The organism is Providencia sp. AGC89, assembly GCF_053543535.1.
Genome location: NZ_JBIXLP010000007.1, coordinates 1 through 23368 on the forward strand (window position 1 = coordinate 1; position 23368 = coordinate 23368).

Here is a 23368-nt window from a genome sequence, read left to right on the forward strand (position 1 = left end):
CGCTTCAGAACTCTCAACATTATTGATGAAGGAACGCGTGAATGCTTGGCGATTGAGGTTGATACGTCATTACCGGCTGAACGCGTCATCAGGGTGCTTGAACGTTTAAAAGCCGAAAGAGGGTTACCGAAACAGATCCGAGTCGATAATGGCCCTGAACTCATTTCAGTTAACTTATTGAATTATTGTGAAGATAACCAAATTTTACTGTGCCATATTCAACCGGGAAAACCGCAGCAAAATGGGTTTATCGAACGTTTTAATGGTTCGTTCCGTCGAGAGTTTTTAAATGCGTATTTATTTGAATCATTAAGCCAAGTGCGAGAATTAGCGTGGTTTTGGCTGCAAGATTATAACCAAAATCGAACCCATGAAAGTTTAAATCACCTCCCACCGGAGGCCTATCGTCAACAGTTAGAAAACTCTAATTTAACGTGTCTCAATTAAAGGGGAGTGGACAGACTCTTTCTGCTATATGGAAGGAATACATAGGATTATAGTTAGTTAATTTTAGTGATTTTAGTCTATATCTAGTAAGAAAAAGAGAGGACTTATCACCCCAAGCGGCCTTATTATTTACGCTTTCTACTATCAAAAATAACAATTAATACACCAAAAAAAGCAACCAACAAACTACCAATAATATAATTTTGCCTATCAAATGCTAAGCCTGTGTCTTTAATCGACTCTCCATAAACAATAGGGATACTAACATCCATATTATAAGAAATAATCGCTGTAATTAACCCAATAATTGTGAGCACAACACCAAACGTTTTCATTCCAGACCCTCAAATCACTTCTGTTAAAATAGGGTAGCGAACTATCTTTATAAAAGCAAAGCAAGGAGCCGCTAGTTGTGCGGCTGTTATTATAAATAGGCTTTTTTTTGCGTAACTACAATAATAAATGTGTTCTAAGGCACAGTTTAATTGGAAATTACAGCTTAATAAATGGAGTGTTTTTAATAAGCTAAAACAATCGAGTGATATTAATAAATAATTTTTTATCGTTAAAGTCAACATATGAAATAATATTTATGCTTAAAACTGACATTATTTCAAAATAGTTCTTTCGATATTATTGATTCTATTTAACTCAATAATGTCTAAAATGTATAAAGCATCATCTCTGCATACTGACAGAATTTTTCGATAAAAACCCCAAGAGCAGGCAATAAAGATGCATTGATGAGAATAGATAAAGCTGCGGTTAGTAAAGAGATACCCATTAAAATTACCTTACCAATGAGGGGGAATATTACCCCCTACCCATAGGCCGGTTCATAATGTGTTCTTCCCAATCCACCACATCAATTTCTTTTACAGCAATATGGCGAACCGAAATACCCTCACTATGCATCGCAGCTTTTGAACCTGTTTTCAATGGATGCCAAGCAGGGAGCGACTTACCTTCAAGTAACAAACGATAAGCACACGTATTGGGTAACCACTCAAACGTTTCTAAATTATAACGATTAAGTTTAATACAGTCCGCTTCATAACTAAACCTGTCTTCATAATGCTTACATTGACATGTTTTTAAATTTAGCTGATTGCAAGCTACATTAGTAAAATAGATTTCATCAGTGTCTTCATCCATTAATTTGTGTAAGCAACATTGCCCACACCCATCACAGAGAGACTCCCATTCCTCATCCGTCATTTCATCCAATGTTTTAACTTGCCAAAACTGCGACATAATACTAATTAATCCTATAATTAAATAATTCGAGTAGTCAACGAATGATCATTTATCGATAACTTCAGCATATCACCAGAAGCCAATGGGCCTACACCTTCAGGAGTCCCAGTCAAAATGACATCCCCTGCACGTAGAGTAAAGAAACGGGACATGTAGCTAATCAGTGGTAAAATTGGGGTGATCATATCACGCGTCGAGCCGCTTTGGCGAACTTCACCATTAATTTCCAAAGAAAGCTCAATATTTTGTAGGTCATTCGGGTTACTAACAGGAATAAAACCAGAAATTGGGCAAGAACCGTCAAAAGCTTTGCTTTTTTCCCATGGCTGCCCTGCTTGCTTAAATTTAGCTTGTAGATCACGTAATGTTAAATCCAGAGCAACTGCATAACCGACAATAGAACGCGAAACTCGGTCTTCATCGGCATTTTTTAACGGCATACCAATTAAAATTGCCATTTCAATTTCATGGTGAACCTCACCAAAATCTTTTGGAATAACAATTGATTGTGTAATATCGCATAAAGCTGTTTCTGGCTTAATAAAAACCACAGGCTCTTCAGGAACCGCTGACCCCATCTCTTTAATATGCTTTGCATAGTTACTACCCACACAAACTACTTTGTTTGCTGGGAAATCAAGTAACGCACCTTGCCAATCACGATGTTGATACATAAGGGGACTCCTATCTACTATCATTATTTTATTTTGTTAGCGATGCCATCTGCCATCATACAAACACTCAGTGCAAAATAATATGAGCGGTTCCAATGCATAATGGTGCGAAAGTTTTCAGTCACTAAAAATGTTCTCCCTTCTGGATCATCAGGGATAACTACCCATGTTTTCACGTCTGGAGATAATTGCGCACTTGTAGGCAATTTAACACCTAATTGTTGCCATTCGCTCACTGTTTTCCCTTGTTCAGTTTTTACGCCTTCCAGAGTTCGATTGAAATCAGCAGGTAAAGTGACTTGATAACCCCAAGGTAATTGTGATTGCCAGCCCTCAGTTGATAGGTAATTGGCAATAGAGGCAAAAACATCGGCCTTATTAGCCCATATATCCATTTTCCCATCGCCATCGCCATCTGCGGCATAGGATAAGTATGAGGTTGGCATAAATTGGCTCTGCCCCATCGCCCCGGCCCATGAACCTTTCAATTGCTGGTCTTCTGGAATGAAGCCTTTATCCATTATTTCAAGTGCGGCTAATAATTGTTTACTAAAAAGCGCCTCTCTACGCCCTTCGAACGACAGTGTCGCAAGAGCAGAAATGACATCCTCTTTCCCTTGAGAGCGCCCAAATCCACTTTCTAATCCCCATAACGATACAATAAATTGGGGTGGCACCCCATATTTTTGGCTAGTGGAATCCAACAAGTTTTTATTTTCTAAGTATTTATTATACCCTGCGTTAACCCGTGATTGTGGCAAGACATTTTTTAAATAGCTGGCTAATGTAACGGTCGCTCTTTTTTCTGGCTGACCTTTATCTGCTTTTACCACTCGCTCTATAAAATGTATATTAGCAAAGGCTCGCTCAATCGTTGCGGGTTTAATCCCTTGTGCAACAGCATGTTCTTTTAGTAATTCCACATAGGCAGGAAATTGCTCTGGTTCACGTTGTTCAATTGGAAATGCTTTATCTAGCGCGGCAACTTCTTGAATTATTGCCTCGTTTTGTTTTGCAGTAATCGGTTGAGTTACCACGGATTCAGGTTGTGTCGCAGAACAACTTGCTAAAAGCAAACCAGCGACTAATGTATATAATAATGTTGGTTTCATTCGTATCCTCCAGACAGAATTACTTTTCAGGATTTTCTTAATTTGCTTCAGTTATTCAGTTCTTTGTGTTCTGAAAGCAAATTTTCCACCGGAGGTGGGAATTGTAGGTAATAACCAACATCGATAAGATCGGCCTTAACACGTGCTAAGTCAGCATTGGCAAGCCTGTCGCGTTTATCCAACGCAATAAGCATAGCAAATTGTGGTGTTCCAAATTGGGCTAATAAGTCCTCAGGAACCCGTGAAAAATCATCTTTCTTTTCAATATAAAGATAAGTTTGCTCACGCTTAGGGCTTCTATAAATTGCACAAATCATTATATTTAACTCTTTTTCTTAGTTCATTAGCTTGCTTGAAGAATACAGTAACTATAACATGCTATTGTTTTACAGAATATCTTCACCCGAGGATTGTTTCGGAAATTTTAATTTGCTGAGTCTAGATAGATGCCACAATCGCCAATAGAACTTAAAGGCAGCAGTTTTACTCTTTCAGTAATTCACTTATACAGTGAAGAGCCTAAACTCATCAAAAAAGCGCTGCAAGATAAAGTAAGTCAAGCTCCTGACTTCTTTAAAAATGCCCCTGTCGTAATTAATATTGCTGAACTATCACCAAATGTAGACTTATCGAGTATTCACAAGTCCGTTATTTCAGCTGGTTTACGAATTGTCGGTGTCAGCGGATGTACTGACCCACAGTTACGACAAAAAGCAAATGATGTTGGTTTACCGGTATTGAATGAAGGTAAAAGCCAAAAACCTGTTGAAGTGCAAGCTGAAACTCAGGTTACGACGGTTCAAACTGAGCCGCTGTATCGTAAAACTCGAATTATAAATACCCCTGTTCGTTCTGGGCAACGCATTTACGCACCAAATAGTGATCTAATCGTCACAAGTAATGTGAGCGCAGGTGCAGAACTGTTAGCAGATGGTAATATTCATATATATGGCATGATGAGAGGTCGCGCATTAGCAGGTGCCTCTGGTGATGTTGAAAGCCAGATTTACTGTACTCACTTGCAAGCTGAATTAGTTTCAATTGCAGGTGAATATTGGTTGAGCGATCAAATCCCTGCTGATTATCTTGCCAAAGCAACTAAACTTCGTTTAGTTGATAATAAACTTAACATCGAATATTTAATTTAGACCTTATTTACAAGGAATTATTCATGGCACGCATAATTGTAGTGACTTCTGGTAAAGGTGGCGTTGGTAAAACCACTTCAAGCGCGGCCATAGCTACTGGCCTGGCACAAAAAGGAAACAAAACGGTAGTGATCGATTTTGATATCGGCCTACGTAACCTTGACCTTATTATGGGGTGTGAACGTCGAGTAGTGTATGACTTCGTGAACGTCATCCAAGGTGACGCTACCCTAAATCAGGCACTGATTAAAGATAAACGCACCGAAAACCTATTTATTTTACCCGCTTCACAAACTCGCGACAAAGATGCATTAACTCGTGAGGGGGTCGCTAAAGTCCTTGATGAATTAAGTGATAACTTGGGCTTTGACTTTATCGTTTGTGACTCACCAGCTGGTATTGAAAGTGGCGCATTAATGGCGCTCTACTTTGCTGATGAAGCTATTATTACTACAAACCCAGAAGTTTCTTCCGTCCGTGACTCTGACCGTATTTTAGGTATTTTAGCCTCTAAATCACGTCGTGCTGAAAGAGGTGAAGAGCCAATTAAAGAACATTTACTACTGACTCGTTATAACCCAGGCCGTGTTACCCGCGGTGATATGCTAAGTATGGAAGATGTACTTGAAATCCTTTGCATTCCTTTAATTGGTGTTATTCCTGAAGATCAATCGGTACTGCGCTCATCTAACCAAGGTGAACCCGTTATTTTAGATACTGAGTCCGAAGCGGGCCAAGCGTATGATGATTGTGTTGCACGTATTTTAGGCGAAGAACGCCCTATCCGTTTCATTGAAGAAGAGAAAAAAGGTTTCTTAAAACGCCTATTTGGGGGATAAATAATGGCTTTATTGGATTTCTTTCTGTCGAGAAAAAAACCGACAGCGAATATCGCAAAAGAGCGATTGCAAATCATCGTTGCAGAACGTCGCCGTGGTGATAGTGAACCCCCATATCTGGCCGATATGAAACGCGATATTCTGCAAGTTATTTGTAAATATGTTCAGGTTGACCCTGATATGTTATCAGTGCAGTTTGAACAAAAAGGCGATGATATCTCTGTTCTAGAGCTCAATGTTACGTTACCTGAAGGTGACGAAATAAAAAGTTCAACAGCTGAAAAATAATTTGCAAAGAAGCCGCTATTTACTATGGCGGCTTGCTTTTCAACCCAAGCATTACATCGCTGTGATGCCAGTCTTTCTATCTTATTATTTCTCTAATGAGAAATAATAAGATAGGCTGTTCAATTTATTCTCACTCTATGAGCTTTTCTTGGGCTTATTCAAATTAATTTTTGTTTTTGATGACCTGTCTTTGCTATACGTTTCACTGTTTTTTTGCGACCTCAATTAGTGCGCTTTCCAATTCAACTGGCGAACTCATTAATCCACTCGAACCAACAAGGGGGTCTTCAGTTTTAGCGATTTGTTTTTCAACCAGTAATTGAGATAAAGCAACCGTTATGACATCTGAATTAATCGGTACCAATATTTTTGCAGATACTGAACTGCTCCGTAGACTGTAATAAGTTAGCCCACCATGTAGCAATAATGAGACAATAACTGCATACAAAAAACGTGAAATAGTGGTTTTATTTCCAGTTTATTAAAAAATAACCTTATAGTAATTAATTATATTATCCCCCTTTACTCTTTTTTGTTTGTTTATTTTTAAGAGTAAATTTAATTAAAAACCAATTTTAATTTAAATATAGCAGACGATTAACTAGAATTTATTTGTTAGAGTAATTAAATGAAATGATAATATAACTGAAAAGGATGTTTTTAGTAGGTACAAGGGAAAACCCCCTGTACCTTAAACGATTATACGTTTGTTAGTAACTTTGAAATAGGTTTTGCAAGCAACTTTCCACGCCAACCATCGAGAAGCTCAGGGGGCGTTGCCGAAGTTTTTAGCCCCCAATGTAAAGAAAGTAACTGGTTAATCTGCCTTCTTGAGGCTAATAATTCTGCATTAAATTTTTCATTTTCAGCGATATCTTTGACGATAGCTTTAATTTCTTTAAAGAGATTTTTATATTCACTTTGTTCAGTAATATTTGCCACAGGTGCAGGATATTGGCTTGCATCAAGTTTTTTAGCTTGATCCACAATAGCTAACAAACGCTTACCGTGACAACGGATTTCTTGCCCCGTCAAACCTAAGCTATCAAGTTCGCCGAGAGAACCCGGTAAAAAACGAGCCACTTTCCACAAGTGCTCTTCTTTTACAACAAAGTTAATTGCCATATCACGAGCTTTTGCCTGATTTAATCGCCATGCCGCGAGTAACTGTAAACACGCGAGTTGTTCATCACGTAATTGCCAAGCATTATGAATATTTAGGTATGCTTTTTCCGGTTTGAGTGTTTTTTGACGACGAGCGACAACACGTTGGCACTCATCTTTAACATCTTCTAAATACCCAGCCTCCATCACTTTAGCCATCAGGATTTCAGCTAATGGTAGTAAATACAGCACATCCGCTGTTGCGTAATCACACTGTTTTTCACTCAATGGGCGCGCTAACCAATCAGTACGAGACTCACTTTTATCCAACTCAATTCCCAGATGTTCTGATACCAACGACGCAAAACCACACGAAATAGGATACCCTAAAAAAGCCGCTATAATTTGCGTGTCAATCATGGGTTCAGGAACGCAGCCGAAATCATGCATAAAGACTTCGAGATCTTCACTGCCCGCATGTAAGAACTTAATTTGATTTGGGTTAGTCAAAAGTGCTTTGAACGGGCTAAAATCCGTTATTGATAACGGGTCAATCAACGAAACTTGCTTTCCATCATACAGCTGTAGCAAACCTAATTGAGGATAATACGTTCTGGTACGAACAAACTCGGTATCCAACGCAAGCCATGGCGCATGGCTCGCTTCTTGACATATTTGGGCTAGTTCACTATCTGTAGTTACTAAACGATAATTCAAAACAAGTTTCTCTTTTTATATTTTCATCACAGTAACGCCGGTATAAACCGGCGTTACTTATTATCTTTATGAGACTAAACCATCATCATACTGGTGTTTTATCTCTTTGCAATTTTTCTTCATCACGCAGATCTTTACGTAAAATTTTACCTACGTTAGATTTTGGTAATTCATCACGAAATTCAAATAACTTAGGCACTTTATACGCGGTTAACGAACGACGGCAAAAGGTTTTAAGTTCATCAGCAGTTAAATTCGTATTTTTCGTCACAACAAACACTTTAACGGCTTCCCCTGTACTTTCGCTAGGAACACCAATTGCAGCGCATTCAATCACATCAGGGTGTGCCGAAATGACATCTTCAATTTCATTTGGATAAACATTAAAACCAGAAACAATAATCATGTCCTTTTTGCGATCAACAATGCGAATATAGCCTTCAGTATCTATTTCAGCGATATCCCCTGTCGCTAACCAGCCATCAACGATGGCCTCCGCGGTTGAGTCAGGGCGATTCCAATACCCTTTCATAACCTGAGGGCCTTTTACCCACATTTCACCGGGTTCACCAATGGCAACTTCATGACCATCATCATCAAGGAATTTAACATCAGTTGATGGAACAGGTAAACCAATACTTCCACTATAAGACGTTAAGGTATAGGGGTTCCCCGTCACTAATGGTGAACATTCTGTCAAACCATACCCTTCAAGCAAATGTTTCCCGGTGAGCTGCTGCCATTTTTCAGCCACTGCTTTTTGTACTGGCATCCCCCCACCAACCGAAAGACGTAAACGTGAAAAATCTAACTTCTTAAATTCATCATTATGAAGCCATGCATTAAATAATGTATTCACCCCAGTAATGGATGTAACAGGATAACGCCCTAATTGCTTCACCGTGTCTGGTACATCACGCGGGTTAGTTATAAGTAAATTGACTCCCCCAACATTGATGAATAACAAACAGTTCACCATCAGCGCAAATACATGGTAAAGAGGTAATGCAGTCACAACAAACTCTTCCCCAAACTTCAACACAGGGCCGTAAGCTGCTCTCGCTTGTTCTAAATTCGCTAACATATTGCGATGGGTTAACATCGCGCCTTTGGCAACCCCTGTTGTTCCCCCCGTGTATTGCAAGAAAGCCAAATCACTACCTGCAATGTTTGGTTTAATATATTGCATACGATAGCCATAATGCATTGCACGACGAAATGATATGGCATCGGGTAAATTGTATTTAGGAACTAAGCGTTTCACATACTTAACAACAAAATCCACAATGGTCGCTTTTGGTCGTGAGAGTTGATCGCCCATTCGCGTCAAAATGACATGCTTAACTTTGGTGTTATAAACAATTTTTTCTAGCGTATGAGCAAAATTCGACACAATCACAATCGCTGCGGCACCGCTATCGTTTAGTTGATGTTCTAGTTCTCGCGGTGTATACAGTGGATTAACATTCACCACTACCATACCTGCCCGCAATATCCCAAACAAAGCAATAGGGTACTGCAAGAGGTTCGGCATCATTAATGCAACACGATCCCCTTTTTTTAGACCAAGCCCATTTTGCAAATAAGCAGCGAAAGCACGGCTTCTTTCCTCCAGCTTCCGATAAGTCATGACTGCGCCCATATTGATAAATGCAGGCTGATCAGCATATTGAGAAACCGCGTTTTCAAGTAACTCAGCCAAAGAGGCAAAGCGATCAGGATTGATTTCTTCCGGCACATCAGTAGGGTAATTTTTTAGCCAGATTTTTTCCAAAATGTTACTCCTGAATTTAGTGAATTTATTATACTCAACACATGTTTTAACAAATTATTAACTCAGCGTACCAGTTTGAAAAACAGACAATGTCAAGGTTGAGACCTCTATCACTAAATAAATTTTATTCTTCTAAGAAAAAACAAGGCGGTCTATGCCGCCTTGTTTGTCTTAAGATTAATTAAATAGATGTAAATCTATACAAGATAACGTAATTATACACCGAACTACACTAAGTTTGGAGAGCTTATCGATGCTTAATAACTTGCCATATCAAAAAAAGATAGTTTTAGTGGTATAAAAGACTGCCGAAGAACGCCATTATTTATCTTCAAGCACAAAAAAAGGCCATTACTTTAAAGGTAACAGCCTTTTCCTTTTTACTTAGTGAGTCTTAAGTTCAAAAACAGAGATAAAATATTACTCAGTTAAGTAAGTGTGAACCTGAGCCGGGCCGCCTGGATAGCCATATCCCCACCCCCAAGGATGGTTATAATAGTAAGGGTCCCCGTAGTAGCCATAATTCCACGGCCCACTCGGTGGTATCATAACACTTTGTGCAATATTCCAACGTTGAAAACCTGTCACATCTAAAGTGACATATTTGTAAGGAACTTGCCCGACTTTACCTGGTTGTTCACCAGTGATTTTACCGACTACCGTAACGTAACGATTAGTGAAATCACTCGGCTCACGGAAACCATTCAAATAAGCATATATACGACCAATAGATGGAGCATTGAGTTCAGGTGCAGCATCGTATTTACTCAATGCCATCACCGCAATTTCTAAGCGAGTCCTTGTCGGCTCATTTGCCACAGCAAGGACTTTTCCACCAAAGCGTGCCTCTTGACCAATATACATTTCAGGTGCATTTTGTACGGATGTTAAGTTATCCGTAGGGTTTTGTACCGACCCTTGAATTGATGCGGGTATCGAGACGCACCCTGTTAGTGCTAATACGCTTGCGACAAAAAGACCTTTAAGTGCAGTGCGGCAGTTTAATTCAATATTCATAGACCACCTCCGATTAGCAATAGTATAATTTTATATTGTGTTGTTTAAAATAGTCTTAATTTGAGACAACACAATATGTTAAACAGGCATACATTACCTTTTAATAATAACCTATCTTTTTAAACAATTCGATTTGTATTTTAATTTATCAAGATATTATGTATTACCTAAATTAGATAATAAATTGGCTATATATTTAGTGATAAGATACAGCCAATTCAATTTTTGATGACTTCTGCTGAACTTATTCTCTACCGGGCAATTTTTTCCAAGTCACTTCATTACGCAAATAAGTTGGTTCTACATTTTCAACTGCAATCGCTTTACCTTGTTGCCATAACTGTGCAGCAATTGGCAGCATGTCTTGCGCATCAGGTAACGTCACCTGACTATCACTCAATGCCTTATCACTGGCTAATAATGTTGGATAAGCTGCCCAACCTGTACCGGCATAGCACCATTGCCCAGTCAATGAGGTGAATTGGGCTTTAAAGTCATCAGGTTGTAGAACAGCTTCTGTGCCTTCACCTAACCATTGCCTATCTACAACATATTGATATTGAGCACAATAGATTTCAGACATACGTGCATCAATGGCAACTAGGACTTGCGTTTGCCCCGTGAGACGTAATGCACCTTGAGCGAGTGTCATTAATGAAGAAACACCAATCATTGGCAAATCAGCACCTAATGCTAACCCTTGTGCTATCCCTACACCAATGCGCACTCCCGTGAAACTACCCGGGCCACGACCACATGCTAATGCATCTAACTGGTTTAGCCCCATACCTGCTTCGGCCAAAACCTCTTCAACCATGGGTAAAACTTTTTGTGTATGTTCACGAGGGGAAATAGCAAAGCGTGAAATGATTTCACCATCACACCAAAGTGCAACTGAACATGCTTCGGTTGCTGTATCAACAGCAAGAATACGGGTCGACATGCCTAAACTCCGGCAAATTAATAATTTTTGATTAAAAGATGTTATGCATATTAACACAAACAACTTCCGTAACAGCAGAAAAACGCCAAGGAATTGACTCTTTTTAGGGAGACTGTCGCCTTTTTTCTTCAAGAAATTCGATAGCCTTGGTTACGCTTCTCGTCCGTGGAGATGGAGGAAGGCTGCGTAAAAATACCTCACCATAAGGACGAGTCACTAGGCGATTATCACAAATCACTATCACACCATAATCACTTGTATCACGAATTAACCGACCAACACCTTGTTTTAAGGTAATAACAGCATCAGGTAGCTGTACATCGGCAAAAGGGTCGCCACCGCGTAATTCACAGTCTTCAATTCGCGCCCTCAATAAGGGGTCATCTGGTGCCGTAAATGGCAGTTTATCAATAATCACACAAGTAAGTTCATCGCCACGTACATCTACCCCTTCCCAGAAACTACTTGTTGCGACTAACACAGCGTTTCCTGCCGCAATAAACTGAGATAACAGTTTGTTCTTACTGCTCTCCCCTTGCATTAATACGGGTAACGTTAATGAGGCTTTAAATTCTTCGGCTAATTCACGCATCATCACATGAGATGTACACAAAAAGAAGCACCGCCCTTGGTTTTTCTCGATTAAAGGCCGTAACATCGTTGCCAGTTTTTGCGCAACTCCGCGTTGATTCGGTTCCGGTAAAAAACGCGGCACACACAACAACGTTTGACGTTGATAATCAAATGGGCTCGCCAGTAATAATGTTTTGGCTTTAACCAAACCTAAGCGGTCTGTAAAATGACTTAGCTTTTCATTGACAGATAACGTTGCTGATGTGAAAACCCAACTCGCAGGTGTGCTATTAATCATCTCACTAAATTTTTCTGCGACCGTTAATGGGGTCAAAGCGAGTAAAAAATGACGTCCATAGCTTTCAAACCAATAACTGTAGCCAGCAATAGAAACATCTTTAAGCCGGTTTAGCCGGTTGCGATACATAGTCACTCGCTCGAAAATAGAATCTAAGCTTTGAGAGCGCCCTAAAGAGGTTTTAATTACCTCATAGCATAATTCTAATGAATCATCGAGTAATGTCAGCGCCCTTTGCACAGCAGGTAGCTTAAGTAAGTCACGTAAGTTCCCACGGAAGCTGTTTTCCCCCAAATTCAACCTAAAATCTAACGTGCTTTGCGTTAGCCTATCCGCACTTTTTTGCAGTTGTACTTGGTCTTTCAACTCCGTTCGATACGTCATGACCATGTCCCGGGCAAGGTCAAGTAATTGACGACTACTTAACTGTTGGCCAAAATATTGGCTGGCAATATCTGGAATTTGGTGTGCTTCATCAAAAATCATCACCTCTGCTTGGGGGATTAGTTCCCCAAACCCCGTATCTTTGACGACTCTATCCGCCATGAATAAATGATGATTGACGACGACAATATCCGCTTCTAAAGCTTTACGGCGAGCTTTGAGAACAAAACACTCTTTATAACGAGGGCAATCACTTCCCAGACAATTATCATTGGTACTAGTGACTAGTGGCCAAACCGGGCTATCCTCAGCAATATCATGGCAAGTACTGGTGTCGCCTAACTCAGACTCTATTGACCAACTACGTAACCTAACAACGGCAGATAAAATTTCTGGTTCGAGGCTTCCGCCACCTAATGATTGCTGATCTAACCTTTCTAAACACAAGTAATTGGAGCGCCCTTTCAATAAAGCTGTGCGCCCAGTATAGTTCATCGCTTCGATTATTGAGGGTAAATCCCGATGATATAATTGATCCTGTAGTGCTTTTGACCCTGTTGAAACAATAACTTTTTTCCCACTACGCAATGCTGGCACTAAATAAGCATAGGTTTTTCCTGTTCCCGTTCCCGCTTCAGCCACCAGCACCTGTTGCTGTTCAATCGACTCAGCTACGGCTTTGGACATAGTAACCTGAGCTTCACGAGGTTGAAAACCAGGAATTGTTCTGGCTAAAAAGCCATCCGCAGAAAAATCATCGTGCACAACAAAAACCTATTTATCAAAAAAATGAGTAGCACACTTTACCATGAGTTGGCTTACCCTGCTGAGCTAATTAATACTTGGTTGAACAACTGATTTTCATCCGGCTATCAAGCTGCTATTCTTGAGTTACATGTATAATAAGGAATGATTATGTCCATTAAACGTATTGACCCAGATAATCGTTGGTCTGAAGCTGTTATTCATAATAATGTTGTTTACTACACCAGCGTGCCAGAAAACCTCGATGCCGATATCGTGGCGCAAACCGCCAATACACTTGCTGCAATTGATGTCATGTTAGAGCGTATAGGTTCGGATAAAAGCAAAATCCTCGATGCAACAATTTTCTTGGCTGATAAAGCTGATTTTGCTGGGATGAACCAAGCATGGGATGCATGGGTCGTTGCGGGAAGTGCACCTGTACGTTGTACTGTACAGGCATTATTGATGAAGCCTGAATATAAAGTTGAAATAAAGATAATTGCTGCAATTGATTGATTTTATATTTAAAAATAAGTGATTGTAGGGTTAGCTTAGGAGTCCTAGTAACGAAACTGGGGCTCTAAACTAAAAATATACCCTTTAAATTTAAAACTGCCTCCTGTCTGCAATCGCCCGCGAATAAAATAGCTCAAGCAGCATCCCAATTTTCTCAATCCAGCTTCCCTTATTAACAATTTATTGCCACTAAAATCTGCGTTTTGTTACATAAAACACATTTAGAAACCTTTTTTAGGCAAATATCCCTCATTAAAATAAACGACTATAAATTTTAGATAGTTCTATCTTCTATCGCGCACCAAAAGAAACTTATGTGTTTATTTAAATTAATAGATCATAACTGGGATAGTAATATGAGCAAAAAAGAAAACGTACCTCCTAGGCGAATTTTTTTACAAAAAACATTAGCTATCATTCCGCTTACCGCGCTAGGCAGCAATCTAATAACCATGGACAGTTTAGCTGCTACATCTCACTCACCCAATAATTTATCAACGCTATATTCCCCGCTTTTTTTTAATGAAATTGAGTGGCAATTCGTTCTTGCTGCCACCAATAGGCTTATTCCTGCCGACCAATATGGCCCAGGTGCCGTCGATGAAGGCATCCCTATTTTTATTGATAAACAAATGGAACAACCTTATGGATATGGGCATCTTTGGTATATGCATGGCCCCTTTGCAACTAGTGTTCCAGAATTAGGTTATCAATCTCCGTTAACCCCTCGTGATTTATGGCGCAATGGGATTCAGGATGTCAATGTATGGTGTCAACGACACCACAATAAAATGTTCGCTGAACTAGAAACGGCAGAGCAAGATGAAATACTCACTCAGCTTGAAAATGGCGCGCTTGAACTTTCCTCCGTTCCAAGCGAACTGTTCTTCACTCAAATGCTTGAAAATACAAAAGAGGGCTATTTTTCTGACCCGATTCATGGCGGAAATCAAACGATGGCTTCGTGGAAATTAATTGGGTTCCCTGGTGCTAGAGCTGATTATCAACAAGTTATGGATAATCCTGGTCAACCGTACCCATTAGGGCCCGTGAGTATTTCAGGTAAGAAAAGAGGAATATAGCCATGGAAATTAAAAAAGATCCTGTTGATATTGTCATTGTGGGTTTTGGTTGGACTGGGTCATTAATGGCCATGGAGCTCGCCAATACAGGTCTAAAAATAGTCGCTCTTGAACGAGGTGAAAAACGGGATACTTATCCTGATTTTGCTTATCCTCGAATTGCAGATGAATTGACTTATGGTATTCGACTGAAATTATTCCAAAATATATCTGGAGAAACCATAACGGTAAGGCATAAACAATCAGACACTGCGCTGCCTTATCGGCGTTTAGGCTCTTTCTTGCCCGGAAATGGGGTTGGTGGTGCGGGTGTTCACTGGAATGGCATGCTTTGGCGACCGTTACATGCAGATATCAAAATGCGCAGTACTGTTATTGAAAAGTATGGGGCTGACTTTATTCCATCGGACATGACTGTACAGGATTATCCTTTTAGTTATGAAGAAATGGAGCCCTATTTTGACAAATTTGAAAAAATTTGTGGAACTTCAGCCCAAGCCGGTAATATTAATGGCAAAATTTTGGATGGAGGAAACCCTTTCGAGTCTGAACGGAAAAACCCTTATCCAACTAAACCATTAAAAATGCAATATTCATCCATATTATTTAATGAAGCAGCAAAATCCCTTGGTTACCACCCTTTCCCAACACCAAGTGCTAACTGTACAGAGCCTTACGTCAACCCTTATGGCGTTCAACTTGGGGTTTGTAATTATTGTGGTTATTGTGAACGTTTTGGCTGTTTTAACTATTCTAAAGCATCCCCTCAAGCCTGTGTGCTCCCAGCATTAAGGCAACATAAGAACATTGAATTACGAACAAACTCACATGTTGTTCAAGTCAATATGGATTCGACGGGGAAAAAAGCAACGGGAGTCACTTATATAGATAGCCATGGGCAGCGTGTTGTACAGCCAGCAGACCTTGTTATCTTAAGTGCATTCCAATTACATAATGTCCGGCTACTTTTGTTATCGAATATAGGAAAGCCTTATAACCCTACTACAGGAGAAGGGGTTGTCGGTCGTAACTTTGCTTATCAAATGAACGGTGGAGTCACTTTATTTTACGATCAAAACCAATTCATGAATCCATTCGCCGCCGCGGGCTGCACAGGTAGTTTTATTGATAACTATAACGCTGAAAATTTTGACCATAGCCAACTAGGCTTTATCGGCGGTTCAACAATATCGACGACAACTTCAGGTGGACGCCCTATTCAGCAAATGACGATACCAAAAGATTCGCCAACATGGGGAACAGGTTGGAAAAAAGCTATTAAAGAAAATTATTTACACTCAATGCATATTGGGGCCTCAGGGTCTGTCATGCCTTATAAACAATGTTACCTAGACCTTGATCCAACTTACCAAGATAAGCATGGCCTACCACTGTTAAGAATGACATTCGATTGGCAACCCAACGAATTGAAAATGACTAACTTTGTCGGTTCTAAAGCTGAAGAAATAACAAAAAGAATGAACCCTAAACATTATGAAATGGGGTTTATGTCAATGGATGCACATTATGATGTACGCCCATACCAATCAACCCATACCACCGGTGGTGCAGTGATGGGTGACTCCCCACAAAATAGTGTCGTAAATAAGTACATGCAAACTTGGGATGTTCCCAATGTATTTGTATTAGGGGCTTGTTGTTTTCCACAAAACCTTGCTTATAACCCAACCGGGATAGTGGGTGCGACAGCACTGTTTGCTGCAAACGCTATACGTGAACTTTATTTACCAAACCCAGGTCCTTTGGTTCAAGCCTAAATAAAGGGGAATATGATGGGTAAGCTAAAAATAAACTCTCTATTATTGATTATTGGCCTTTGTAGCATTGCAGCCAAAGCAGACAATAATTTCACTAATGGTCAACAGTTGGTCGCAGCTGGAGATTGTATTTCTTGTCATACCGCTAAAGACGGAGCTCCTTTCGCGGGAGGATTGAAGATGATCACCCCAATTGGGGCCGTTTATTCTTCAAATATCACACCAGATAAAACGTTTGGTATCGGTAATTATAGTTATGATGACTTCGTTAAGGCAGTACGTGAGGGGGTTGCCAAAGACGGCCGTAACCTCTACCCCGCGATGCCTTATACTTCATATGCAAAAGTGACTGACCAAGATATGCGCATGATTTATGATTATTTCATGACGCAAGTTAAACCCGTAAAGCAAGCCAACTTAGAAAGTGATATCCCTTGGCTAATCAGTATGCGCTGGCCGCTGGCTGTCTGGAATGAAATCTACTTAGACAATAATATTTATCAAGCAGACAATTCAAAAAGCGAACAATGGAACCGAGGTGCTTATTTAGTTCAAGGGTTAGCGCATTGTGGGGCCTGCCATACCTCTAGGGGGATTGGATTCGCAGAAAAAGCACTAGACCAATCTGATCAGACTTATTTAACAGGGGCACTAATCGATAACTGGTATGCACCTGACTTAACTGAAAATGCGATAAGTGGATTAGGTAATTGGTCTAAGCAAGATATCATTCAATTTTTAAAAACTGGCCATAATGATAAAAATGCCGCATTTGGCTCAATGTCTGATGTGATTAAAAATAGTACACAATATTTGTCAGATGAAGACCTAACGTCAATAGCCGTGTATTTAAAATCATTAACATCAACGAGTAAACACTCAGCGTCTTCAACAACTAACAACACAACCACTTCGTTAGTTGCCGGAGATATGAGCCAACCTGGTGCTCAAGAGTATATGGACAACTGTTCTGCATGCCATCGTATTGATGGTCAGGGTTATACTAAAACCTTCCCATCCCTTGCAGGCAGCCCGGTAGTCTTAAGCGATAAACCCGACTCTTTGATAAGGATAGTATTAAATGGCAGCCAAGTTCCTGTGACTCAAGATGCGCCAACCGGGTTAACTATGCCTGATTTTGCGTGGCGTTTAGATGACCTACAAATGGCTAATTTATTAACGTTCATCCGTAGTAGTTGGGGGAATAATGCAGAGAAAGTGACGGTTAGTAATGTCAAATCAGTGCGAGATGCAACTACGACAAAAGGCAAAAATTAAAAGAATATACTTTTAACGTATTGATAGATAACAATAAGCCCAAGCCGAACTCCTCAGTCCGACTTGGGCTTATATTACTTTTCAATATACCAAATAGGTTAAGACATTTTAATCAGCACCATTCCTAGCAATAGCAGCACTATCCCACCCCAACCTTTATAATTTAGCCGCTGGTTGAAGAGTATCCAGCCTGCAGCTACTGTGGCAATAATACCAAACGCGCCCCATAGAGCATAAGCAATTGATAATTCAATGCCTTTTACTGCTTGGGCTAAGGAACTAAAAGCCCCTAATACCGCCACCAACGATAAAATACCTAACCAATATCGTTTAAAACCATTCGACATCTTTAATAAAATATTGGCGATAATTTCGAGTACTACCGCTAGGATCAAAAAGGCTGCATGCCACCATTCAAAATGACTGGCCATCTTATGCCTCCGACTTAGCTTCGCGTCCAACTAGAGCATTAGTTTTGGCTGCATTGACCGCATTTTGCGTTACTTGTTTTACCTTTTGTGCAGATTGGCGAACAGTGGCTTTTTTGGTCCCTGATTTAATCAAGCCAATACCGGTGATCAGTAATACTAACCCACCGATTTTCATGGGTGATAACGTTTCTCCAAACCACATTACGCTAAATGTCGTAATAAATAAGATCCCGATACCTTCCCACAGTGCGTATGCCACACCTAAAGCCACTTTTTTTACTGCAACGGCCAATAAAATATATGATGTTGCTATCATGACATACATCACCACCATACCGGTGAAATCGCCACTGACACTGGCGTGTTTCATTGATAAGGTACCAATAACCTCTGTTATGATAGCTAATACTAAAAATATCCAATAAATCATTATAATATCTCTCTATATGCAGCCGCGTAATAGACTATTTTTTATACAGGCCAAAGGGTCAAAATACCCATACGCAGTTGTTGAAAATTCAAATAAATAACAACGTGTTGCTGAGTTTATTCAGCAGAATGAATAATCGAGAGAGACGCTATAATGCACCACACCAGTAGTGTTCACTGGAAAGGATAGCTGAAAGGAAAAGCCGATGTGTCGTTCTTTTTTGGGACTTACTGATCTTGCCGCTAGTTGAGCTAAGCATGATATCTCATTCTTTTCATCAGGTAGACATCTACCCAATTTACTCCGAACCCTCATGTTGATAGTTAATTACTGCTTATTTTTAGCATGTCATTTTTATTAAGTCAATGAATATAAACACCTTTTAGTTTTAATAAAAAATCGCATAATTATGCATCGATAAACACGATAAACGTAACTTTGGCATTCTAAAAACGAATAAACAGTCGAAGATAATACGTTTTACACAAATATTTTTTAATAAAAAAATAGATTTTTACCCTTTTTTTCACTTTACAGGCAGCACTAATATGCTATTTGATCTTTAACATTGACAAGCCAGTTGAACAAGCTTCTTATAGTAGCTATATGATTGAAATATACCTAAGAGAGAGTCATGAACACCTTCAGCCTTACCTCCAATAGTTTTCAAAATGCCGCCGATGCGACTCCACTACCCTATGATGTTGTATCAATCCAATCTCAAGTTATTTATGGTAGCGTCGGTAATAGTATTGCGGTACCTGCACTCACCAAGCAAGGCCTGCGTGTTGCTGCCGTTCCCACTGTGGTACTCAGCAATACCCCACATTATTCTACTTGCTATGGTGGTGAATTGCCTGGTGAATGGTTTCGTGGCTACTTAAACGGCTTTATAGAGCGAGGTAGTTTAGACTCAGTAAGAGCTATCCTTACAGGTTACTTAGGTTCCCCTGAGAAAGCACAAGACTTAGCTAACTGGCTAATACGCATTCGGGAGCAACGCCCAACATTGCCAGTTATTGTTGACCCAGTTATGGGGGATGAAGATAGCGGCTTTTATATTCCGCCAGAAATCGCCGAAGTTTACCGTGATAAGGTCATCCCTTTAGCAACGGGTATCATTCCAAATAAATTCGAATTAATGACATTGAGTGGTAAACAGGTCAATAATTTAGATGACGCTGTTAACGCAGCACGCACGCTATTAAAAGGTAATACTCAATGGGTGATTATCACCAGCGCATTTCAGCCTGATGAAGACAATATCGAGGTAGTTTGCGTGACACAACATGAGGTTGCGGTGATCCGTCACAAACGTTACCCCGTGACCCCCAAAGGGACTGGTGACTTATTTGGTGCAGAGTTAACCGCCCAACTTCTTGCGGGGCTTTCAGTACCTGACGCAGCCAAAATGGCCTGTTTACGTATCGAACAAGGCATTATTCATATGGTTGCCACGGGCCGCAGTGAGTTAATTCTCTAAGTGTTTATCTCCCCCTCACGACAAAAAAAGCCAAACAATTGTTTGGCTTTTGCGGGATGAGTTAACTAAATAACATCAGCTGTTACTCAAATTCATTCCAAGAACGCCCATCGCGAGCAATCATGGCAACAGAAGCAATCGGCCCCCATGTACCTGCTTGGTATGGTTTTGGTGCGTCATTATCCATTGCCCATGCATCAATAATGGAATCAACAAACTTCCACGCTTCTTCTACTTCATCACGTCGTACAAACAATGCTTGGATCCCTCTCATCGCTTCGAGTAGTAAGCGTTCGTAGGCATCGGCTAAGTGTGTTTGATTGAAAGTTTCTGAAAAGCTTAAATCCAGTTTTGTAGTTTGTAACCGATGTTTATGATCAAGACCCGGTGCCTTGTTCATAATTTCAATATCAATCCCTTCATCTGGCTGTAGACGAATGGTTAATTTATTTTGCGGCAGGTCTTGGTAGCTTTCAGAGAAAATATTCAATGCCGGTTTTTTAAAGTAAACAACCACCTCAGAACATTTTGCAGGTAAACGTTTACCGGTACGTAAGTAGAAAGGAACGCCAGCCCAACGCCAATCATCAATATCTACGCGCAGGGCAACAAATGACTCAGTCATGCTTTGTTTATTCGCCCCATCTTCTTCTAAATAACCAGGGACTTTTTTGCCTTGCACAAAACCTGCAGTGTATTGCCCACGAACTGCTTTTTCACGCACATTGCTGTGGTCGATTCGGCGCAGTGAACGTAATACTTTCACTTTTTCATCACGAATACGGTCGGTCGTTAAATCTGCTGGGGGTGACATTGCTATCATCGTTAAAATTTGCAACAAGTGGTTCTGTACCATATCACGCATTTGCCCTGCTTGGTCAAAGTAACCCCAGCGACCTTCAATACCAACCTCTTCTGCTACGGTAATTTGCACATGGTCAATAGTGCGATTATCCCAGTTATTAATAAATAACGAGTTAGCAAAACGCAGAGCTAATAAGTTTAAAACCGTTTCTTTACCAAGGTAGTGGTCAATACGATAAACTTGGCTTTCATCGAAATACTTCGCTACTTCATTATTAATTTCTTGTGAGGATGCTAAATTCGTTCCTAATGGTTTCTCCATTACGACACGATTAGGTTTTTTATTTAATTTTGCATGACCCAGTCCTTGGCACATAGCCCCAAATGTGCTTGGCGGCATAGCGAAATAATGGATAGCTGGTTGGGAATCTTGTTTTAACATTTCAGCGAGACGAACAAAACTTTCTGTTTCATTAACGTCCAAGTTACAGAAATCTAAGCGTGCGCTGAGCTTTTCCCACAATGCTGAATCGAGTTCCTCTTTTAAGAACTTATGTAACGCTTCTTCGACGAAGTTAACATAATCATCTTGGCTCCACTCTGCACGGCCAACACCTATGATACGCGTGTCTGGGTGAATGTAGCCTGCCTTTTCTAATTGATAAAGCGACGGCAGCAGTTTGCGACGTGCAAGGTCACCCTTGGTGCCAAAGATAATTAAGTCACAAGCTTGAGCAGCATTATGTACCGCCATATTGGTTCTCCTCAATTTGCGGAATCTAAGACCTAACTAGGATAGGCCTTATTGTAATTTTGTTAAAATTAGCCCTAATTCCGCTAATGTACCCTGTTGCAAGTGTCCAGTAAATGTTCATGATGCCGATCACAGTTTTTATGCTGAAAAAAACAACATAATTTTGTCCTAATCTCATGTTATAACGGGAATATTCTTTATTGTACGAAAAGTGCGCATCAAAACTGAATGGAGCCAGCCCGTGAAACAAAATAACCAAATCTGTAGGATGTTTACTAATCTGAAAATTAGATACGGGTCAAAGTTTCACAAAAAAGCTACCATTTAGCCTCTGCATTCAGATAGTTTACACATCATACATAGTATATTTTCACACACCATAACAGCCTCATGAATAAGAAACTTAAAATCAACACTAGGATAACGTGATGGCTCAAAAATTTCTCCTTTCGATGAAATAGGCGCTTTTGCTATATGAATATTTTAGAACAAATGAAAATGAGTCTCGATTTTTTAAGTAAATCAGAAAAAAAAGTGGCTGAAGTCATTCTAGGCATGCCGCAAAACGCTATTCATCTTAGTATCGCAGCCTTAGCACAATTAGCAGACGTTAGCGAACCAACAGTGAATCGCTTTTGCCGAAAAATGGACACTAAAGGGTTCCCTGATTTTAAATTACGGCTCGCACAAAATTTAGCGAATGGCACCCCCTATATAAACCGCCATGTGGAAGAAACGGATACCGTAAACACTTATACACACAAAATTTTTGAATCAGCTATGGCAGGCCTTGATAACGTAAAACATACCTTAGATATCAGTGCCATCAATCGAGCAGTCGATTTATTAACGCAAGCACGAAAAATAAGCTTTTTTGGTTTTGGTGCTTCTGCGGCTGTCGCTCATGATGCGATGAATAAATTTTTTCGCTTTAATATTCCTGTCATGTACTTTGATGATATTGTTATGCAACGCATGAGCTGCATCAATAGTATTGAAGGAGATGTCATCGTGTTAATTTCCCATACAGGAAGAACCAAAGCACTCGTTGATATGGCTTATTTAGCCCGTGAAAATGATGCCACCGTAATTGCTATCACCTCAGAAAATACCCCTTTAGCACAAGCCGCCTCCCTTGCCATTATTATCGATGTCCCAGAAGATACAGATATGTACATGCCAATGGTTTCCAGAATGGCACAGCTCGCTGTTATTGATGTGTTAACCACTGGCTTTACGTTAAGAAGAGGTGAAAAATTTAGAGATAACTTGAAGCGCGTCAAAGAAGCATTACGTGATTCGCGGTTTGATAATGCCTGAATACAATAAATTGACAGTGTGAATGATTTTCTTTGCTTATCAGACTTTAATAGTTTTGCAGACCTGATAGCATAAAAATATTCGCAGTATATAATAGCTGTGCTCGTGTCAGCATCCCTATTTGCAGTAAACAGGTTTCGAAATGGAGTGAAATGGTTTCACTCTTTTAT

Annotated in this window: 24 protein-coding genes; 10 read left to right on the forward strand and 14 right to left on the reverse strand. The window is 40.0% G+C overall.

Annotated elements, in window-relative coordinates:
* The coding region (locus tag ACIPUA_RS02540) for a transposase (protein WP_449059244.1) at positions 1-447 on the forward strand (447 nt) is incomplete at its 5' end.
* A 125-nt stretch (positions 448-572) separates the two neighbouring features.
* On the opposite strand, the gene ACIPUA_RS02545 is transcribed toward ACIPUA_RS02540, so the two are convergent.
* The 5 genes from ACIPUA_RS02545 to ACIPUA_RS02565 all read right to left on the reverse strand — a co-directional run bounded on the left by ACIPUA_RS02545 (position 573) and on the right by ACIPUA_RS02565 (position 3807).
* The gene (locus ACIPUA_RS02545; protein WP_042843864.1) at positions 573-782 is read right to left on the reverse strand and encodes a hypothetical protein; all 210 of its coding nucleotides are present in this window, start codon (positions 780-782) and stop codon (positions 573-575) included.
* 478 nt (positions 783-1260) lie between these two features.
* Entirely contained in the window at positions 1261-1701 is a 441-nt protein-coding gene (locus tag ACIPUA_RS02550; protein ID WP_042843865.1) for a YcgN family cysteine cluster protein, read from the reverse strand.
* Between the two features lie 20 nt (positions 1702-1721).
* Positions 1722-2378: a fumarylacetoacetate hydrolase family protein gene (locus tag ACIPUA_RS02555; RefSeq protein WP_042843866.1), complete on the reverse strand. Its 657-nt coding sequence runs from the start codon at positions 2376-2378 to the stop codon at positions 1722-1724.
* Between the two features lie 23 nt (positions 2379-2401).
* Entirely contained in the window at positions 2402-3490 is a 1089-nt protein-coding gene (locus ACIPUA_RS02560; RefSeq protein WP_042843868.1) for a lytic murein transglycosylase, read from the reverse strand.
* Positions 3491-3537: 47 nt separating this feature from the next.
* Positions 3538-3807 carry a YcgL domain-containing protein gene (locus tag ACIPUA_RS02565; protein WP_042843869.1) on the reverse strand — a complete coding sequence of 90 codons (270 nt, stop codon included), beginning with the start codon at positions 3805-3807 and terminating at the stop codon, positions 3538-3540.
* Between the two features lie 129 nt (positions 3808-3936).
* On the opposite strand from ACIPUA_RS02565, the gene minC reads away from it, so the two are divergent.
* The 3 genes from minC to minE are packed head-to-tail and all read left to right on the forward strand — an operon-like array spanning position 3937 to position 5765.
* The gene (minC, locus tag ACIPUA_RS02570) at positions 3937-4638 is read left to right on the forward strand and encodes a septum site-determining protein MinC (protein ID WP_042843871.1); all 702 of its coding nucleotides are present in this window, start codon (positions 3937-3939) and stop codon (positions 4636-4638) included.
* Positions 4639-4661: 23 nt separating this feature from the next.
* Positions 4662-5477 carry a septum site-determining protein MinD gene (gene minD / locus ACIPUA_RS02575; RefSeq protein WP_042843872.1) on the forward strand — a complete coding sequence of 272 codons (816 nt, stop codon included), beginning with the start codon at positions 4662-4664 and terminating at the stop codon, positions 5475-5477.
* A gap of 3 nt (positions 5478-5480) precedes the next feature.
* A complete protein-coding gene (gene minE, locus ACIPUA_RS02580; RefSeq protein ID WP_042843873.1) occupies positions 5481-5765 on the forward strand; it encodes a cell division topological specificity factor MinE in 285 nt (94 codons plus the stop codon).
* A 202-nt stretch (positions 5766-5967) separates the two neighbouring features.
* Here minE and ACIPUA_RS02585 read toward each other — a convergent pair whose 3' ends face one another.
* The 6 genes from ACIPUA_RS02585 to ACIPUA_RS02610 all read right to left on the reverse strand — a co-directional run bounded on the left by ACIPUA_RS02585 (position 5968) and on the right by ACIPUA_RS02610 (position 13340).
* Complete coding sequence (locus ACIPUA_RS02585) at positions 5968-6129, reverse strand: hypothetical protein (protein ID WP_155405732.1); 162 nt, start codon at positions 6127-6129, stop codon at positions 5968-5970.
* 335 nt (positions 6130-6464) lie between these two features.
* Positions 6465-7586, reverse strand: coding sequence for a ribonuclease D (gene rnd, locus ACIPUA_RS02590; protein WP_042843875.1), 1122 nt, complete (start codon positions 7584-7586; stop codon positions 6465-6467).
* A gap of 85 nt (positions 7587-7671) precedes the next feature.
* On the reverse strand, positions 7672-9360 hold the full coding sequence (fadD, locus tag ACIPUA_RS02595; RefSeq protein ID WP_042843876.1) for a long-chain-fatty-acid--CoA ligase FadD: 1689 nt from the start codon (positions 9358-9360) through the stop codon (positions 7672-7674).
* A gap of 420 nt (positions 9361-9780) precedes the next feature.
* Positions 9781-10377, reverse strand: coding sequence for a Slp family lipoprotein (locus ACIPUA_RS02600; RefSeq protein ID WP_042843877.1), 597 nt, complete (start codon positions 10375-10377; stop codon positions 9781-9783).
* Positions 10378-10621: 244 nt separating this feature from the next.
* Complete coding sequence (gene tsaB / locus ACIPUA_RS02605; protein WP_449059245.1) at positions 10622-11320, reverse strand: tRNA (adenosine(37)-N6)-threonylcarbamoyltransferase complex dimerization subunit type 1 TsaB; 699 nt, start codon at positions 11318-11320, stop codon at positions 10622-10624.
* Positions 11321-11423: 103 nt separating this feature from the next.
* On the reverse strand, positions 11424-13340 hold the full coding sequence (locus ACIPUA_RS02610) for an ATP-dependent DNA helicase (protein ID WP_048607135.1): 1917 nt from the start codon (positions 13338-13340) through the stop codon (positions 11424-11426).
* A 150-nt stretch (positions 13341-13490) separates the two neighbouring features.
* Here ACIPUA_RS02610 and ACIPUA_RS02615 point away from each other — a divergent pair, with 150 nt between their 5' ends.
* The 4 genes from ACIPUA_RS02615 to ACIPUA_RS02630 all read left to right on the forward strand — a co-directional run bounded on the left by ACIPUA_RS02615 (position 13491) and on the right by ACIPUA_RS02630 (position 17976).
* The gene (locus tag ACIPUA_RS02615) at positions 13491-13838 is read left to right on the forward strand and encodes a RidA family protein (protein ID WP_042843880.1); all 348 of its coding nucleotides are present in this window, start codon (positions 13491-13493) and stop codon (positions 13836-13838) included.
* Positions 13839-14194: 356 nt separating this feature from the next.
* Positions 14195-14920 carry a gluconate 2-dehydrogenase subunit 3 family protein gene (locus ACIPUA_RS02620; protein WP_042844349.1) on the forward strand — a complete coding sequence of 242 codons (726 nt, stop codon included), beginning with the start codon at positions 14195-14197 and terminating at the stop codon, positions 14918-14920.
* A gap of 2 nt (positions 14921-14922) precedes the next feature.
* The gene (locus ACIPUA_RS02625) at positions 14923-16698 is read left to right on the forward strand and encodes a GMC family oxidoreductase (RefSeq protein WP_449059246.1); all 1776 of its coding nucleotides are present in this window, start codon (positions 14923-14925) and stop codon (positions 16696-16698) included.
* 12 nt (positions 16699-16710) lie between these two features.
* Positions 16711-17976 (forward strand): c-type cytochrome, encoded by a 1266-nt coding sequence (locus ACIPUA_RS02630; protein ID WP_449059247.1) that lies wholly within the window; start codon positions 16711-16713, stop codon positions 17974-17976.
* Positions 17977-18074: 98 nt separating this feature from the next.
* Here ACIPUA_RS02630 and mdtI read toward each other — a convergent pair whose 3' ends face one another.
* Together mdtI and mdtJ are read right to left on the reverse strand one after the other, a co-directional pair.
* Complete coding sequence (gene mdtI / locus ACIPUA_RS02635; RefSeq protein ID WP_042843883.1) at positions 18075-18407, reverse strand: multidrug/spermidine efflux SMR transporter subunit MdtI; 333 nt, start codon at positions 18405-18407, stop codon at positions 18075-18077.
* Position 18408: 1 nt separating this feature from the next.
* The gene (gene mdtJ, locus ACIPUA_RS02640) at positions 18409-18837 is read right to left on the reverse strand and encodes a multidrug/spermidine efflux SMR transporter subunit MdtJ (protein WP_042843885.1); all 429 of its coding nucleotides are present in this window, start codon (positions 18835-18837) and stop codon (positions 18409-18411) included.
* Between the two features lie 634 nt (positions 18838-19471).
* On the opposite strand from mdtJ, the gene pdxK reads away from it, so the two are divergent.
* Positions 19472-20320, forward strand: a complete 849-nt coding sequence (pdxK, locus tag ACIPUA_RS02645; protein WP_048607124.1) for a pyridoxine/pyridoxal/pyridoxamine kinase — start codon at positions 19472-19474, stop codon at positions 20318-20320.
* An 82-nt stretch (positions 20321-20402) separates the two neighbouring features.
* Here the strand turns inward: pdxK and zwf are convergent, their stop codons facing one another.
* On the reverse strand, positions 20403-21878 hold the full coding sequence (gene zwf / locus ACIPUA_RS02650; RefSeq protein WP_042843887.1) for a glucose-6-phosphate dehydrogenase: 1476 nt from the start codon (positions 21876-21878) through the stop codon (positions 20403-20405).
* Positions 21879-22352: 474 nt separating this feature from the next.
* On the opposite strand from zwf, the gene ACIPUA_RS02655 reads away from it, so the two are divergent.
* The gene (locus ACIPUA_RS02655; protein ID WP_042843888.1) at positions 22353-23198 is read left to right on the forward strand and encodes a MurR/RpiR family transcriptional regulator; all 846 of its coding nucleotides are present in this window, start codon (positions 22353-22355) and stop codon (positions 23196-23198) included.
* The last annotated feature ends 170 nt before the right edge of the window (positions 23199-23368 follow it).

What these genes read in the sequence shown, in the direction of transcription:
- ACIPUA_RS02565 (WP_042843869.1), bottom strand. Translation starts at nt 3,807, where the DNA reads ATGATTTGTGCAATTTATAGAAGCCCTAAGCGTGAGCAAACTTATCTT.
- ACIPUA_RS02550 (WP_042843865.1), bottom strand. Translation starts at nt 1,701, where the DNA reads ATGTCGCAGTTTTGGCAAGTTAAAACATTGGATGAAATGACGGATGAG.
- mdtI (WP_042843883.1), bottom strand. Translation starts at nt 18,407, where the DNA reads ATGGCCAGTCATTTTGAATGGTGGCATGCAGCCTTTTTGATCCTAGCG.
- ACIPUA_RS02655 (WP_042843888.1), top strand. Translation starts at nt 22,353, where the DNA reads ATGAATATTTTAGAACAAATGAAAATGAGTCTCGATTTTTTAAGTAAA.
- ACIPUA_RS02620 (WP_042844349.1), top strand. Translation starts at nt 14,195, where the DNA reads ATGAGCAAAAAAGAAAACGTACCTCCTAGGCGAATTTTTTTACAAAAA.
- minC (WP_042843871.1), top strand. Translation starts at nt 3,937, where the DNA reads ATGCCACAATCGCCAATAGAACTTAAAGGCAGCAGTTTTACTCTTTCA.
- pdxK (WP_048607124.1), top strand. Translation starts at nt 19,472, where the DNA reads ATGAACACCTTCAGCCTTACCTCCAATAGTTTTCAAAATGCCGCCGAT.
- ACIPUA_RS02615 (WP_042843880.1), top strand. Translation starts at nt 13,491, where the DNA reads ATGTCCATTAAACGTATTGACCCAGATAATCGTTGGTCTGAAGCTGTT.
- minD (WP_042843872.1), top strand. Translation starts at nt 4,662, where the DNA reads ATGGCACGCATAATTGTAGTGACTTCTGGTAAAGGTGGCGTTGGTAAA.
- ACIPUA_RS02555 (WP_042843866.1), bottom strand. Translation starts at nt 2,378, where the DNA reads ATGTATCAACATCGTGATTGGCAAGGTGCGTTACTTGATTTCCCAGCA.
- ACIPUA_RS02560 (WP_042843868.1), bottom strand. Translation starts at nt 3,490, where the DNA reads ATGAAACCAACATTATTATATACATTAGTCGCTGGTTTGCTTTTAGCA.
- minE (WP_042843873.1), top strand. Translation starts at nt 5,481, where the DNA reads ATGGCTTTATTGGATTTCTTTCTGTCGAGAAAAAAACCGACAGCGAAT.
- tsaB (WP_449059245.1), bottom strand. Translation starts at nt 11,320, where the DNA reads ATGTCGACCCGTATTCTTGCTGTTGATACAGCAACCGAAGCATGTTCA.
- zwf (WP_042843887.1), bottom strand. Translation starts at nt 21,878, where the DNA reads ATGGCGGTACATAATGCTGCTCAAGCTTGTGACTTAATTATCTTTGGC.
- mdtJ (WP_042843885.1), bottom strand. Translation starts at nt 18,837, where the DNA reads ATGATTTATTGGATATTTTTAGTATTAGCTATCATAACAGAGGTTATT.
- ACIPUA_RS02625 (WP_449059246.1), top strand. Translation starts at nt 14,923, where the DNA reads ATGGAAATTAAAAAAGATCCTGTTGATATTGTCATTGTGGGTTTTGGT.
- ACIPUA_RS02545 (WP_042843864.1), bottom strand. Translation starts at nt 782, where the DNA reads ATGAAAACGTTTGGTGTTGTGCTCACAATTATTGGGTTAATTACAGCG.
- ACIPUA_RS02600 (WP_042843877.1), bottom strand. Translation starts at nt 10,377, where the DNA reads ATGAATATTGAATTAAACTGCCGCACTGCACTTAAAGGTCTTTTTGTC.
- ACIPUA_RS02630 (WP_449059247.1), top strand. Translation starts at nt 16,711, where the DNA reads ATGATGGGTAAGCTAAAAATAAACTCTCTATTATTGATTATTGGCCTT.